The organism is Streptomyces spinosus, assembly GCF_020400655.1.
GTDB classification, from domain to species: Bacteria; Actinomycetota; Actinomycetes; order Streptomycetales; family Streptomycetaceae; genus Streptomyces; species Streptomyces argyrophylli.
Genome location: NZ_JAINRC010000003.1, coordinates 356,135 through 370,926 on the forward strand (window position 1 = coordinate 356,135; position 14,792 = coordinate 370,926).

The 14,792-nt window shown below is 75.1% G+C and carries 9 protein-coding genes; 4 read left to right on the forward strand and 5 right to left on the reverse strand.

Annotated elements, in window-relative coordinates; all coding sequences use genetic code 11:
* Positions 1-90: 90 nt before the first annotated feature.
* Positions 91-1,077 (reverse strand): hypothetical protein, encoded by a 987-nt coding sequence (locus LG395_RS08520; protein WP_225808972.1) that lies wholly within the window; start codon positions 1,075-1,077, stop codon positions 91-93.
* Between the two features lie 97 nt (positions 1,078-1,174).
* Here LG395_RS08520 and LG395_RS08525 point away from each other — a divergent pair, with 97 nt between their 5' ends.
* Positions 1,175-3,724, forward strand: a complete 2,550-nt coding sequence (locus LG395_RS08525; RefSeq protein WP_225808973.1) for a helicase C-terminal domain-containing protein — start codon at positions 1,175-1,177, stop codon at positions 3,722-3,724.
* A 102-nt stretch (positions 3,725-3,826) separates the two neighbouring features.
* Here the strand turns inward: LG395_RS08525 and LG395_RS08530 are convergent, their stop codons facing one another.
* Complete coding sequence (locus tag LG395_RS08530; RefSeq protein ID WP_225808974.1) at positions 3,827-4,294, reverse strand: hypothetical protein; 468 nt, start codon at positions 4,292-4,294, stop codon at positions 3,827-3,829.
* Between the two features lie 168 nt (positions 4,295-4,462).
* On the opposite strand from LG395_RS08530, the gene LG395_RS08535 reads away from it, so the two are divergent.
* Positions 4,463-6,106 (forward strand): DNA repair helicase XPB, encoded by a 1,644-nt coding sequence (locus LG395_RS08535; RefSeq protein ID WP_171155193.1) that lies wholly within the window; start codon positions 4,463-4,465, stop codon positions 6,104-6,106.
* A 4-nt stretch (positions 6,107-6,110) separates the two neighbouring features.
* Here the strand turns inward: LG395_RS08535 and lgoX are convergent, their stop codons facing one another.
* The gene (lgoX, locus tag LG395_RS08540) at positions 6,111-8,135 is read right to left on the reverse strand and encodes an L-glutamate oxidase LgoX (protein WP_225808975.1); all 2,025 of its coding nucleotides are present in this window, start codon (positions 8,133-8,135) and stop codon (positions 6,111-6,113) included.
* Positions 8,136-8,367: 232 nt separating this feature from the next.
* Between lgoX and LG395_RS08545 the strand changes: the two genes are divergently transcribed.
* A complete protein-coding gene (locus LG395_RS08545; protein WP_225808976.1) occupies positions 8,368-10,416 on the forward strand; it encodes a CASTOR/POLLUX-related putative ion channel in 2,049 nt (682 codons plus the stop codon).
* Between the two features lie 17 nt (positions 10,417-10,433).
* On the opposite strand, the gene LG395_RS08550 is transcribed toward LG395_RS08545, so the two are convergent.
* Both LG395_RS08550 and LG395_RS08555 read right to left on the reverse strand, forming a co-directional pair.
* Entirely contained in the window at positions 10,434-11,564 is a 1,131-nt protein-coding gene (locus LG395_RS08550) for a glycosyltransferase 87 family protein (RefSeq protein ID WP_171159932.1), read from the reverse strand.
* A 33-nt stretch (positions 11,565-11,597) separates the two neighbouring features.
* Positions 11,598-11,780, reverse strand: a complete 183-nt coding sequence (locus LG395_RS08555; protein WP_171155187.1) for a hypothetical protein — start codon at positions 11,778-11,780, stop codon at positions 11,598-11,600.
* A 350-nt stretch (positions 11,781-12,130) separates the two neighbouring features.
* Between LG395_RS08555 and LG395_RS08560 the strand changes: the two genes are divergently transcribed.
* Positions 12,131-14,194, forward strand: coding sequence for a HelD family protein (locus LG395_RS08560; RefSeq protein WP_225808977.1), 2,064 nt, complete (start codon positions 12,131-12,133; stop codon positions 14,192-14,194).
* The last annotated feature ends 598 nt before the right edge of the window (positions 14,195-14,792 follow it).

Sequence of the window (14,792 nt, forward strand, 5' to 3'; positions counted from 1 at the left end):
CTTTGTCGGGTGCGGGTGCGTGGGTGCTGGTCGCGCAGTTCCCCGCGCCCCTTGGGTGGGTCAGCCGCCGCTTGCCGACAAGTGCCGGGACTACCCCTTCCGCTGGGAGCGCCAGACCAGGTAGGCCGCGGAGGCGAGCGCCGCGCCCCTGACCACCCACGGCCAGGTGGCGCTCACCGCGTCGTTCATGTGGCCCTGGGCGATCGGGTCGCCCCAGCGGCCCTCGTTGCGGCCCCACAGCCACACCAGTCCCGCCGCGACCGCCGTGCCCGGCAGGACCATCACCGCCCACTTGGTCTCGGCGGGGGTCAGCCGCCGGGAGCCGTAGGCGATGGCCCAGCCGAGGAGCAGCGCGAACCAGTTGCCGAGCACGGCACCGGCGACGAGCGCGGCGGCGGCGAGCAGCAGCAGGGGGTTGGACCAGCCGGCGGACGGCAGGGGGAGGAGGCGGCGACGTTTGGCGGGCGCCGCTTCCGGCGCGGCCACGGCGGGCTCGGGCGCCGGCTCGGCCTTCTCGGCGGGAGCCGCCCCCGGGGGCCTTTTGAGCATGTCCGGGATCTCCACGCCGCCGACGAACCCCGGCACCGGGTCGGTGTCCCCGAGGGGCCCCGCGGTGCCGACGCGCCACCAGTCGGGCGGTGCCGTGGCGTCTCCCAGTTCGTGCGCGGGCGCGAGGTGCGGCGGGGCCGGCGCGTCCCGCGCGGCCGGCGGCTCCGGCTCGGCGGGGCGCGGGCGCGGCACGACCCGGCGCAGCCCCCTCGGCCGCTCCCGTCCGGCCGGCTCCGGCGCCCGCTCCCGCGAGGAGGGCTGCTCCGGTACGGCGGCGGGCGGGTTCTGCGGGAGGCCGCCGGTGCCGCCCGCCGCCGCGACCACCTGATCCGGGCTGCCCAGGCGGTCCAGGATGCGGCGGACGGCGGCGGGCGAGTCCACCGTCGCCTGCGCCCGGTGCCGGTCGATCTCGTTCCGCAGTTCCGACACGAGCCGCATCCGCGTCGCCGACGGCAGCTGGCGCTGCTGGGCGATGTCTCCGACGCGGCTCAGATACTCGTAGACGACCTGGTCGCTCTCGATCCCCACGCGACCCCTCCGGGGTGACGCCGACTGATACTCCGTGAGGACCGTACCGCTTCTCGCGGATGCCCCAGGCATATGGAAGTCCGCTACCGTTGGCCGGATGAGCCCCGAGGCCCACTCAGCCCCTCGGTCCCTCGCGGAGGCGCTCCGCGCGCGGGACGACGCCTCCCTGGCCGCGCTGCTGCGCAGCCGCCCCGACCTCATCACCCCCGTCCCCACCGACCTCACCCAGCTCGCCACCCGCGCCGGCACCCGTGCCTCGGTGCTGCGCGCCCTGGAGCGGCTGGACCGGTTCGCGCTGCAGACGGCGGAGGCGCTGGCCGTGGCCCCGGACCCGGCGTCGTACGACGCGCTGCTCGGTCTGATGGCCGGGGACGCCGGTGACGAGACGGTCGCGCGTGCGCTGCCCCGGGCCGTCGCCACCCTGCGCGAGCAGGCGCTGGTGTGGGGCGGCGACGACCGGCTGCGGCTGGTGCGGACCGCTCGTGAGCTGCTCGCGCCGTCCGCGCAGCATCCGTCCCCGACCGGGCTCGGCCCGACCGTGCAGGAGGCCACCTCGGGCATGTCGCCGGGGCGGATCCAGGAGATCGTGACGACGGCCGGGCTGGCCTCGACCCACGACTCGGTGTCCGCCGTGGCCGCGCTGACCGGGCTGTTCACCCACCGCAAGAAGATGGCGAAGCTGCTCGCCGGGGCGCCGGAGGCGGCCCGCGAGGTGCTGTCCCGGCTGGTGTGGGGGCCGCCGTACGGACAGGTCACCGCCGATCCGGCGGCGCACCTGCGCTGGCTGCTGGACCGCGGTCTGCTGCTGCCGACGGGGCCCGGCACGGTCGTGCTGCCCCGCGAGGTCGCCCTGCACCTGCGCGAGGGCCGCGCCCACCGCGCGCCCGAGCCGCTGCCGCCCGCCGTGGCGGCCGCCGCGACCCACGGCCCGCAGGTGGTCGACGCGACGGCGGCCGGGCAGGCGTACACCGCGCTGGCCACCGTGGAGGAGCTGCTGAAGGACTGGGACGAGGGCGGGCCCGCGGTGCTGCGGGCGGGCGGCCTGAGCGTCCGTGACCTGAAGCGGACCGCCGTGGCGCTGGACGTGTCGGAGCCGGTCGCGGCGTTCTGGGCCGAGCTTGCCTACGCGGCCGGCCTGATCGCCTCCGACGGCGAGGCCGACGAGCGGTACGCGGCCACCCCGGCCTACGACGAGTGGCTGGAGCTGCCCCAGGCCGAGCGCTGGGCCCGGCTCGCCCGGACCTGGCTGACGGCCACCCGTACGCCGGGGCTGGTGGGCGGGCGGGACGCCAAGGACCGGACGCTGTCGGCGCTCGGTCCGGGCCTCGACCGCTCCGCCGCGCCCGAGGTACGGCACCGGGTGCTGTCCCTGCTGGCCGCGCTGCCGCAGGGCGCCGCGCCGGACGCGGAGTCGGTGCTGGCCCGGCTGCGCTGGGAACGGCCCCTGCGCGGTGCCCAGCGTGACGGTGCCCGCGACGACGACCTGCGCTCCCGGCTGGCCCGCTGGACCCTGTCGGAGGCGGAACTGCTGGGGGTGACGGGCCGGGGCGCGCTGTCGTCCCAGGGGCGCGCGCTGCTGGGGGCACCGGCTGCCCCCGCCGCCCCGGACGCCGGCCCCGCCGAGCCCACCGGCCCCGGTGACAAGCTCCCGGTGCACCACCACCGGATCCCCGAGCGGCCCGCGCCCCTCTCCCCCGCCGAGCAGGGTGCCGCGGCCGCCGCCGCTGCCCGGCTGCTCGCCCCGCTGCTGCCCGAACCGCTGGACCACGTGCTGCTCCAGGCCGACCTGACGGCGGTGGCGCCCGGTCCGCTGCGGCGCCCGCTCGCGGACGTGCTGGGGGTGCTCGCGGACGTGGAGTCCAAGGGCGGCGCCACCGTGTACCGGTTCACACCGGCGTCCGTGCGCCGTGCCCTGGACGCCGGCCGGACCGCCGCCGACCTGCACGCCTTCCTCGCCGAGCACTCCCGCACCCCGGTCCCGCAGCCGCTCGCCTACCTGATCGACGACGTGGCCCGCCGGCACGGTCACCTGCGGGTCGGCGCGGCCTCGGCGTACGTCCGCTGCGACGACGACGCCCTGCTGAACGAGATCCTCGCCGACAAGCGCGCCGCGGCCCTGCGCCTGCGGCGTCTGGCGCCGACCGTGCTGGCCGCCCCGGGCGACCCGGCGGCGCTGCTGGAGGGGCTGCGCGCGATGGGGTACGCGCCCGCCGCCGAGTCCGCCGAGGGCGATGTCCTGATCACCCGGGCGCACGCCCACCGCACCCCGCCGCGCTCCGCGCCCGAGCCCGTGCCGGACGGCCCGCCGCCGCCCGACGCCACGCTGCTCTCGGCGGCGATCCGGGCGATCCGGGCCGGTGACCTGGCCGCCACCACACCGCGCAAGCCCGTCGGCGAGCCCCTGGCGGGCGGCGAGCTGCCCCGTACGTCCGCCGCCGAGACCCTGGCCACCATGCAGGCCGCCGTCCTGACCGGCGACTCGGTGTGGATCGGCTACGTCAACGCCGAGGGCGCCGCCAGCCAGCGGGTCATCGCCCCGATCCGGGTCGAGGGCGGCTTCGTGACGGCGTACGACCACACGGCGGACGAGGTGCGGACGTTCCCGCTGCACCGGATCACCGGGGTCGCGGAGCTGGCGGAGGACTGAGCGGGCCGGGCGACCCGGTCCGGCAGTCTCCGGCCGGTGCGTCCGCGGGGAGGCCGAAGCGGGCGCGGGCGGCGCTCTGCGGGGTGTCGGACGGGATCGTGGTTACGCGCCCCCGTCCAGGGCGGAACGGGCCAGGAAGCCGGAGTGGGCCTCGGTCCGGTCCTCGTTCCCGGCGCCGTCCGGCGGTGCCTCGCGCGAGAGGACCTGGTAGGCGCCGTCCGGGTCCCGCTCAAGACGCACCACCTGCGGGCCCTTCCCGCCGCCGCACTCCACCAGGCCTGCGCCGCGCACCCCGTACTCCAGGCACAGCGTGTCGACGCCCGCGCGCACCTCGCCGCCGCGCTCGGCCACGTCGACCGCCTCGGCCCGGCAGAACCAGCGCGTGTGCAGTGCGGGCACGTCCTCGCCGTAGCCGGTGCCGTGGCTGTCCGCCGCGAGCCGGGCCTCGACGACCGGCCGTATCTCCTCCCGCAGCCGGGTGTCGACGGTTTTCTGCCGCATCGCCCAGGTGCCGGTGGCCACCAGGACCACCACGGCTCCGGTGCCGACGGCCCATCTGCGTGCCGACATCCCCGAACTCCTCACCCGGCCGCGCGCCCGCGCCGCCGTGTCGTGTGTCAGGACTCGCGGCGGGGCGCGCGGGTTGCCTTGGTGTCCGCCGCCGATCTTGGGGCCGTGGAGCCCTGAGGCCGCATGAGGCACACTGGACGTTTGGCCGTCATGGAAAGGGTGCCGCGCGTGAATGGTCCGCTGATCGTCCAGTCCGACAAGACCCTGCTCCTGGAAGTCGACCACGAGCGGGCCGACGACTGCCGGCGGGCCATCGCGCCCTTCGCCGAGCTGGAGCGGGCACCCGAACACATCCACACCTACCGGGTGACCCCGCTCGGGCTGTGGAACGCGCGCGCCGCCGGGCACGACGCGGAGCAGGTCGTGGACGCCCTGGTGCAGTACAGCCGCTACCCCGTGCCGCACGCGCTGCTCGTGGACATCGCCGAGACGATGGACCGCTACGGCCGCCTCACCCTGTCCAAGCACCCCGCGCACGGGCTGGTCCTCACCACCACCGACCGGCCGGTGCTGGAGGAGGTGCTGAAGTCCAAGCGGATCGCCCCGCTGGTCGGCGCCCGGATCGACCCGGACACCGTGGTGGTGCACCCCTCCGAGCGCGGCCAGATCAAGCAGACGCTGCTGAAGCTGGGCTGGCCGGCCGAGGACCTCGCCGGGTACGTCGACGGCGAGGCGCACCCGATCGAGCTGCTGGAGGACGGCTGGGCGCTGCGCCCGTACCAGAAGCAGGCCGTGGAGAACTTCTGGCACGGTGGCAGCGGGGTCGTCGTGCTGCCCTGCGGCGCCGGCAAGACGCTGGTCGGGGCCGGGTCCATGGCCCAGGCGAAGTCGACCACGCTGATCCTCGTCACCAACACCGTCTCCGCCCGGCAGTGGAAGCACGAGCTGGTGAAGCGGACGTCACTGACCGAGGACGAGATCGGCGAGTACAGCGGGACGAGGAAGGAGATCCGGCCCGTCACCATCGCGACCTACCAGGTGCTGACGACCAAGCGGAAGGGCGTCTACCCGCACCTGGAGCTGTTCGACTCCCGGGACTGGGGCCTGATCGTCTACGACGAGGTGCACCTGCTGCCCGCGCCCGTCTTCAAGTTCACCGCCGATCTCCAGGCGCGGCGGCGGCTCGGGCTCACGGCCACCCTCGTGCGTGAGGACGGCCGCGAGTCGGACGTGTTCTCCCTGATCGGGCCCAAGCGGTTCGACGCGCCCTGGAAGGAGATCGAGGCGCAGGGCTACATCGCGCCCGCCGACTGCGTCGAGGTCCGGGTCAACCTGACCGACTCCGAGCGGCTGGCGTACGCGACGGCCGAGACGGAGGAGAAGTACCGCTTCTGCGCCACGACGGCGACCAAGCGGAAGGTCACCGAGGCGATCGTCCGCCGGTTCGCCGGGCAGCAGATCCTCGTCATCGGGCAGTACATCGACCAGCTGGACGAGCTGGGCGAGCACCTGAACGCCCCGGTGATCAAGGGTGAGACCTCCAACGCGCAGCGCGAGAAGCTCTTCGACGCGTTCCGCGAGGGCGAGATCAGCGTGCTGGTGGTGTCGAAGGTCGCCAACTTCTCCATCGACCTGCCCGAGGCCACGGTCGCCATCCAGGTGTCCGGCACCTTCGGCTCCCGGCAGGAGGAGGCCCAGCGGCTCGGCCGGGTGCTGCGCCCCAAGGCCGACGGCCACCAGGCCCACTTCTACTCGGTCGTCGCCCGCGACACCATCGACCAGGACTTCGCCGCCCACCGGCAGCGCTTCCTGGCCGAGCAGGGGTACGCCTACCGGATCGTCGACGCGGACGAGATCCTGGCCGAGAGCTGATCCGTCAGGCCGTGTGGACCTCCAGGGCGGCGCGCACGGCGGACTCCAGGGCTCCCTCGATCCAGGCCGGTTTGACGGAGGTGTGATCGCCCGCGAAGTGCAGGGGGCCCTCGGGCGCAGGGATGGACGGCAGCAGTTCCGTGTGCTGGCCGGGCAGGAGCACGGACGCCTCACCGTAGGCGTAGGGGTCGCGCAGCCAGCTCTGGGTGCGGCCCGCGCCGGTGTAGAAGACCTCGATGCGCCGGCCGTAGACCTCCTGGAGGCCGCACAGGGCGTGCGGGTAGCGGGCGTCGTCGTCGAGGGAGTCCCAGCGCAGGGCGTCGTCCGCCCAGCTGTAGGAGGCCAGGACGACCCCGCCCTCGCTGCCGGGGACCGGGTGGGACGGGTGGTACATGAAGCGGTTGGCGTTGTCCGACACCGAGCCGCCGCCGATGACGCCGGTCGCCTCCGGCTGGTCCCGGCCGACGGCGCGGTTGGCGGCGTAGTGCACGCGCTGGCCGGGGGTGATGTGCCCGCGCGGGACGGACGGGTGGGCGCCGAGCAGGCGGCCGTCGCCGGGCGTCCGTCCGGTGCGGTAGGCGTCGTAGAGGCCGGGATCGACGCGGTTCAGCTCCCGTTTCCAGTCGGCCTCGTCGAACTCCCACCAGCGGCGGCTGAACTCCAGCAGCACCTTGGTCGCGCAGTCGTAGTGCAGTTCGGTGATGGCGCGGCGCTTGGTGTACGACATCAGCGGGTTGATCCGCACGTGCCGCAGGCCGGAGAAGGGCACGGTCACCACGGCCGCGTCCGCGGTGAACTGTTCCCGCACGACCGGGCCCCCGCGTCCCTCGGAGACGGTGTCCACCCACACGTGGGGACCCTTGGCGTGGACGTGCCGTGTGTCGCCGTCGGCCCGGCCGGGGTCGTAGTACTCGATCCGGGTGACCCGCCGGTCGAAGCGCACGGTGTCGCGGACCTTGGCCAGCAGGGCGTCCGGCAGGACGGCCGTGCCGCCCTCCAGCTCCCAGAACGCGGTGTCCGGGCTGATCAGGGAGGAGCCGATGAAACTGTGGACGAAGGACAGGGGCAGCCGTGAGGTGAGGTTCTCGACGGTGCCGACGAGGTCGACCGTCCGCTCGTCCAGGCCGGCGTGCTCGGTCAGGAAGCGGAACATCGACCAGTCGCCGAAGCGCTGGATCACCCTGGCCCAGCCCCGCACCCGTTCGGGCAGCGGCTTGTCGACGCGTCTGCCGTCCGGGCCGACGGTGCTGAACTCGTCGCGCACCGGGTCGAGGACCGAGCGCAGGATGGCCGCGGCCGGTGTGTCCCAGTGGGCGCGCGGCACGCCGAAGGAGCGGTTGACGCGCCGGGGTGCGCGGGCGTAGTCGGCGCGCCGCACCCGGATGCCGTTGACGTGGATCCAGGTGTGCGAGGCCGGGCGTCCGTCCGCGTCCACGTCGACGTAGTAGAACGGCCGTTTCTTCAGGCCCAGTTGGCCGATGAGGTCCATCACCAGCGGGTGGCTGCCGGGCAGCCGCATCGCGCCGGCCTCGGCGTACTGGCGGGGGTCGGCGAAGGGCTGCGCCGCCTTCTCGTGGCCGCCGCGGCGGAAGGTCTTGATGCGTCCGCCCGCCCGGTTGCCGTTGGCCTCCAGGACGGTCACGCGGTGTCCGGCCCGCTTCAGCAGCCAGGCCGTGACGAGGCCGGCCGGGCCCGCTCCGATGACGAGGACGCTCCGCGGGCCGCCCGCCCGCCGGTGCGGGAGGCCGTCCTTGAGCACCCGCTGGTAGCCGGGGACGAGGGGCCGGTCGCCGGAGTCCACGACGAGCAGGGCCCGTGCGGCGGCCAGGCAGCGGTCGAAGTCCGGGCCGCGCGCGCCGGAGGGCGCCTCCGGGGCCGGGGCGGGGGCCCGAGGGGGCGCCGCGGCGGGCAGGGCCGCCGCGCTGCCCGCGCCGAGGAGGGTGGCCGCGGTGGTCGTGCCGGCGGCGGCCGTGAGCGTACGCCTGGTCAGGCCGCCGTTGCCGGCGCCCGCCTGGTGGTCTTCGGTCATGGCGAACTTCTACTGGCCCGCCGGGCCGGTGCGCCCCGGGTCGCGGCGAATTGGCACGGACGGGGGAAAACCGCCGTTCAAACCGGTACGGCAGGGGTGCGCGGGGGCATGCCGGGGCGGTCCGGCCGCACCCGGTTACGGCGAAGGGATGAATCGCGCTTCGTGCCGCGCGCCGTGGGGCGCCGGGTCAGGACACTGCCCCCTACAGGCCCGTGTGCGGAGGGGGAACAAGGTGGAACAGCGGCGTCCCGGGGTGGGTGCGCGAGCGCGGTACTGGTTCGACACAACCCTGGCGCGCGGCACCTCGGCCCTGGTCGGCTGGCTGGTGGCGGTCTGCCTGGCCCTCGTCGTCCCCGCGAGCGCGGTGCTGGTGTGGACCGCTCCGCACCCCCCGGCCGGCCTCTCCGGGAAACTGGCGCAGGTCTGGCGTCTGACCGGGGAGACGCTGCGGCTGGGCGGCACCACCGGCACCCCGGCGCGGGTGCTGCTGTCGGTGCTGCTGGCCCTCGTCGCCCTGGTGTACGTCTCGACCCTCGTCGGCCTCGTCACCACCGGGCTGACCGAGCGGCTCATCGCCCTGCGGCGCGGACGCTCCACGCTGGTGGAGTACGGCCACGTGGTGGTCCTGGGCTGGTCGGAGCAGGTGTTCACGGTGGTGGGCGAACTGGTCGCGGCGGGCGCCAACCAGCGGCGTTCGGCCGTGGCCGTCCTGGCCGACCGGGACAAGACGGCCATGGAGGAGGCCCTGTACAGCAAGGTCGGACCCACCGGCCGGACCCGGCTGATCTGCCGCAGCGGTCCGTCGACCGATCCGGCCGTGCTGGCGCTGACGAGTCCGGCCACGGCCGACGCGGTGCTCGTGCTGCCGCCCGACGACCCGCGCGGCGACGCGGACGTGGTCAAGACCCTGCTGGCGCTGCGGGCGACCGTGTCCGGGGACGGCGCCACCGCGCCCGTCGTGGCCGCGGTCCGGGACGGTGCCTACCTGCTCGCGGCCCGCCTGGCCGCGGGAGAGCACGGCATCGTCGTGGAGAGCGACACGGTCACCGCCCGGCTCATCGCCCAGGCCGCGCGCCGCCCGGGGCTGTCCCTCGTCCACCGTGAACTCCTCGACTTCGCCGGGGACGAGTTCTACCCGGCCTCGCACCCCTCGCTGGTCGGCCGCGACTTCGGTGACGTGCTGCTCTCCTACGGCAACGCGTGCGCGGTCGGGGTGATCCGCGCCGGCGGGCCCTGGCTGAACCCTCCGGCGGGGACGGTGATCGAGCCGGACGACCGGATCATCGTGATCGCCGCCGACGACGACACCGCCGAACTCGCCGACTGCGCGCGGTGGGTCGATGAGCGGCTGATGGCGTCCCCCCGGCCGCGGGACACCCGGCCGGAGCGGGTGCTGGTGCTGGGCTGGAACCGCCGGGCGCCGCTCATCCTGCGGGAGTGGGGCCGCAACGCACCGCCCGGCTCCGTCGCCGAGGTGGTGACGGAGGAGGACGGGGCGACCGTGCGGACGGCGTGCCCCGCCGGCGAGGCCCACTGGAGGTGCGTGCACCGCGACGGCGACACCACCCGCCCGGAGACGCTGTACGGCCTGGACATCGCCTCCTGCGACAGCGTCATCGTGCTCGGCCGGGACCCGCGGCCCGGGGAGCCCCCGGAGGAACCGGACAACCGCACGCTCGTCACCCTGCTCGTGCTGCGCCACCTCGAACAGCGGATCGGCCGGGAACTGCCCGTGGTCACCGAACTCGCCGACGACGGCAACCGGCCCCTCGCACCGCTCGGCCCCGGAGCCGACGTGATCATCAGCGGCAAGCTGGTCGGGCTGCTGATGGCGCAGATCTCCCAGAACCGCCACCTGGCGGCGGTGTTCGACGAGCTGTTCTCGGCCGGCGGCACCCAGGTCCATCTGCGGCCGGCCGCCGACTACGTCCTGTCCGGCCAGGAGGCGTCGTTCGCCACGGTCGTCGCCGCGGCGCGCGACCGGGGCGAGTGCGCCATCGGGTACCGCAGCCACGCCGACGTCGGCCGCGCCCCCGGCTACGGGCTGCGCGTCAACCCGCCCAAGGCCGAACGCCGGTGCTGGACCACCGGTGACGAGGTCGTCGTCATCGCCGGCGCCGACGACGGGCGTGCGAGCGGCGGCGGACGTGCGAGCGGCGGCGGGCGCGTTCCGCGGAGCCGCAGCGCGCGGGACGAACGGCACGACGGTGACGGTCACGGCGACGGCCGCTCGGAAGGAGACGCCCGCGCCGGGGACGGCACGGGCCCGTCGACGGGATGACAGCGTGGCCGGCCTCCTCACCGGGGACTGGAGGCCGGGGCCGGTGCACAGCGGCCGGCCACGCTGTCGTACGACACCAGCAGCCCCAGCGCCAGCAGGGGGTAAGCGGCTGCCAACGGCTGCTGCCACCAGGGCAGTTGCAGATCGCGGGCGCCCTCGTGGGGCACCAGCCACATCGTGCGGGCGGTGAAGACCAGGGCCACCAGTACGGCCGTGCGGGCGCGGCCCTCCGCCAGCAGCACGGCGAGCAGCGGCACGCACCACACCCAGTGGTGGGTCCAGCTGATCGGGCAGACCAGCAGGGCCGTGCCCGCGGTCAGCAGGATGCCGTGGCTCTCCCGGCGGGCCCGCGCGGCCAGCCCCAGGCCCACCACGGCGACCACCGCCGCCACCGGCGCCCAGGCCAGGCCGGGCGCGGGATCGCCCAGCGCCCGGGCGACCAGCCCGCGCAGCGACTGGTTGTCCACGATCCACGCCTTGCCCACCCGGCCGGTCTCGTACAGCCGCCGGGTCCAGAAGTCCGCGCTCGCCGAGGGCAGCAGGGCGGCACCGAGCGCGACCGTCCCCGCGAAGGCCGCCCCCGCCGTCGCCGCCTCCCGCACCCGGCCGCGCACGAGCAGGTACGCCATGAACACGGCCGGGGTGAGCTTGAGCCCGGCCGCCATGCCGAGGGCCACGCCCTTGGCGCGGGCACCCGCCGGGCGGGTCAGGTCCCACAGGACGAGGCAGGCGAGGGCCAGGTTGATCTGCCCGAACAGGAGCGTCTGGAAGACCGGTTCCAGCCACAGGGCGAGGGCCGTGGCCGCGCAGAGCGGGGCCGGCGGGAGGGGCCGGGAGGCCAGGCGGGCGGAGAGGGCGACCAGGGTGGCGAGCAGGAGGACGTTGCCCGTGAGGAAGAGCGCCTTCAGGACCGGGACCGGGAGCCAGACCGCGGGGACGAACAGGATCGCCGCGAAGGGCGGATAGGTCGCCGGGAGGTGCCACTCGGTGACCGTGAAGCCGTACAGGTCGGTGCCGTGGACCACCGCCGCGCCCTCGGCCCGGTAGACGAGGAGATCGGCCATGGGCGCGCCGCGCAGGACGCACAGGGTGACGAAGGCGGCGAGGGAGAGGGCGAGGAGGAGCAGGGCAGGGCAGGAGGGCGTCAACGTCCGTTTCCGCACGGACGCGACCCTATGCCGTCACTTGTGGTGTATGCCCGCTTCCTCGCCGTACTCGCCGAGGATGACGACACTGAAGGCAGCCTCCAGGAACACCTTCACCGCGCGCAGGGCGTTGCCCAGCGGGTGGTGGTGGGGGCCGTCGACGGCCGTGGCGCCGGACGGGGGACGGACGGGTGCCGGTGTGATGCTTGCTGCGCTCATGTCTCCATGGTGGAACTCCGCACCCCTCGACCGCATCGGTCTGCGGGTGCAGACCTGGACGGCCCCGCGTAGATCTCCGGGTGGACACCGTCCCTGGACCTGAGACCCCCCGTCCCTTAGGGGGCAGGCCACGGGAGAGCCGCCACCGACGAGTCCCGGCGGGCGCCGGCGGGTGTCCCGGCGAGTCCCGGCGGGTCCCGGCGCGCGCGGGCCGGAAATCCATTGGCCCCGACCCCGTCCGCTCACCTAAAATCTCCGCTCTTGCCCGCCTCCCCCACGGAGTGCCGTCGCCCGGCCGGAAACCGGGCGGCATCGTCGTAGCCCGCAGCAGGCCAACCGGAGGCACCCCCTTGTCCACGCCCGCCCACGACCCGCTCGACGACCCCCTCGCCCGAGAGCGCTCCCACCTCGCCGCCTCCCGAACCGCCCTGCGCGCCATGCGTGAGGACGTGGAGGCACTCGACATCAGCGACGTGACCGCCAACTGGGTCAACGCCGCGGTGCTCTCCCGCCAGATCGACGAGCGCATCAAGGCGCTGGCCGACCTCAGCGACACCCCGCTGTTCTTCGGCCGGCTCGACTACCTGCACGCCCCGGGCGCCGAGCGGGCCGAGGGCGCCGCGGGCGAGCGGTTCTACATCGGGCGGCGGCACGTCCACGACGCCGACGGCGACCCCATGGTCATCGACTGGCGCGCACCGGTCTCCCAGCCGTTCTACCGGGCGTCCAAGAAGGACCCCATGGACGTCGGGCTGCGCCGCCGCTTCGGGTACACCGGCGGCGACCTGACCGCCTACGAGGACGAGCACCTCTCCGACCCGGCGGAGTCGTCGGGGGCTGCCACCACCAGCAAACTGCTCCAGCAGGAGATCGAGCGGCCCCGCGTCGGCCCGATGCGGGACATCGTCGCCACCATCCAGCCCGAGCAGGACGAGATCGTCCGCAGCGGGCTCGGCGGCACGGTGTGCGTGCAGGGAGGTCCGGGCACCGGGAAGACCGCCGTCGGCCTGCACCGGGTCGCGTACCTGCTCTACGCCCACCGGGAGCGGCTGGCCCGCACCGGCACGCTGGTCATCGGGCCGAACCGGTCCTTCCTGCACTACATCGAGCAGGTCCTGCCGGCGCTCGGCGAGCTGAGCGTGCGGCAGGCGACCGTGGACGACCTGGTCGCGCAGGTGGAGGTGCGCGGCACGGACGACGCCGCCGCCGCGATCGTCAAGGGCGACGCCCGGATGGCCCAGGTCCTGCGGCGCGCGCTGTACTCCCACGTGACCGTGCCGAGCGAACCGGTGGTGGTCGTGCGCGGCTCGCGGCGCTGGCGCGTGCCGGCGTACGAACTGGAGGAGATCGTCCGGGAGCTGCTGGACCGGGACATCCGCTACGGCGCGGCCCGCGAGGCCCTGCCGCAGCGCATCGCGCACGCGGTGCTGGTGCAGATGGAGCGGGCCGGGGAGGCCCCGGACGACCGGGTGCAGGACGCGGTCGCCCGCAACAGCGCGGTGAAGGCGGCCGTGCGGGCGGTCTGGCCGGCCGTCGACCCGGCCAAGCTGGTGCTGCGGCTGCTGACCGACGCGGAGTTCCTCGCCGAGCACGCGGACGGGCTCCTGGACGAGGACGAGCAGAAGACGATCCTGTGGGCGAAGCCGGTCCGCAGCGTGAAGGCGGCCAAGTGGTCGCCGGCGGACGCCGTGCTGATCGACGAGGCGGCCGACCTGATCCAGCGCACGCACTCGCTCGGCCACGTCGTCCTGGACGAGGCACAGGACCTCTCCCCCATGCAGTACCGGGCCGTCGGCCGCCGCTGCACCACCGGCAGCGCGACCGTGCTGGGCGACCTCGCGCAGGGGACGACCCCCTGGGCGACCCGGAGCTGGGCGGAGGCACTGGCCCACCTCGGCAAGCCGGAGGGTGCCGTCGAGGAGCTGACGGCCGGTTTCCGCGTGCCGACGGACGTCATCGCGTACGCCTCCCGGCTGCTGCCGCACATCGCGCCCGGTCTCACCCCGGTCGCCTCCGTCCGGGAGAACCCCGGCTTCTTCGAGGTGCGTACGGCCGCGGGGGCGGGTGACGTCGTCGCCGCGTGCGCCGAACTGCTGCGCAACGAGGGCTCGACCGGCCTGATCGCCGCCGACGCCCGTGTGCCGGCGCTCGCCGAGGCCCTGACGGCGGCCGGCCTGCCGTACCTGGCCCCCGGTGAGGAGACCACCCGCGAGACCCGGCTGACCCTGGTCCCCGCCTCGCTCGCCAAGGGCCTGGAGTACGACTACGTGGTCCTGGACGAGCCGCAGGCCGTGGTGGACGGCGAGCCGGACGAACGCACGGGCCTGCGGCGCCTGTACGTGGCGCTGACCCGTGCGGTGTCGGGCCTGATCGTGACGCACACGGCACCTCTGCCGCCCCAGCTCGCCGAGTAGGCGGCGAGGGCCCAGGCGGGCGATCCCGACCGTCGCGAGCGCCACTTAACGGGAACCGGTCCCCGCACGCGCCCAGGCGCGCGCCCCTGGACGGACCGCACCCGCCGGAACCGGGCCGCGCCTCGCCGTCCAGGGCCGTACGCCAACGGGCGAACCACCGCCCCGCCCGGAGCGCACCCCCGCGCGGCCGGGCGGCTTCGCCGTCCAGCGCCGTGCGGCAATGGGCGGGCCGTCGCCGAGGCCGCGCCTCGGACGCGAACAGGTGCGTAGCCGTCCAGCGCTGTGCGGCAAGAGGAGACGCCGCCGTCGATACCGGGCCGACCAGGCGCGTCGCCGTCCGACGCCGCGCGCGACTGGGAGCACGACCGCCCCCGGGCACACCCCGCGCGCGACCAGGCGGCGACACCGCCCAACGCCTCGCACCACTCGGCGACCGCAGCCATCAGGACCGCGCATCGCGCCCACGGGTACGTCGCCGCCGAGCGCCGGCGCACCACTGGGCGCTCACCGTCGAAACCCGGCCGCGCGCGACCAGGCGCGTCGCCGTCCGACGCCGTGCGCCACCGGGCGGGCCGCAGCCGCCGAGACCGGGCCGCGC

What these genes read in the sequence shown, in the direction of transcription:
- LG395_RS08530 (WP_225808974.1), bottom strand. Translation starts at nt 4,294, where the DNA reads ATGTCGGCACGCAGATGGGCCGTCGGCACCGGAGCCGTGGTGGTCCTG.
- lgoX (WP_225808975.1), bottom strand. Translation starts at nt 8,135, where the DNA reads ATGACCGAAGACCACCAGGCGGGCGCCGGCAACGGCGGCCTGACCAGG.
- LG395_RS08525 (WP_225808973.1), top strand. Translation starts at nt 1,175, where the DNA reads ATGAGCCCCGAGGCCCACTCAGCCCCTCGGTCCCTCGCGGAGGCGCTC.
- LG395_RS08555 (WP_171155187.1), bottom strand. Translation starts at nt 11,780, where the DNA reads ATGAGCGCAGCAAGCATCACACCGGCACCCGTCCGTCCCCCGTCCGGC.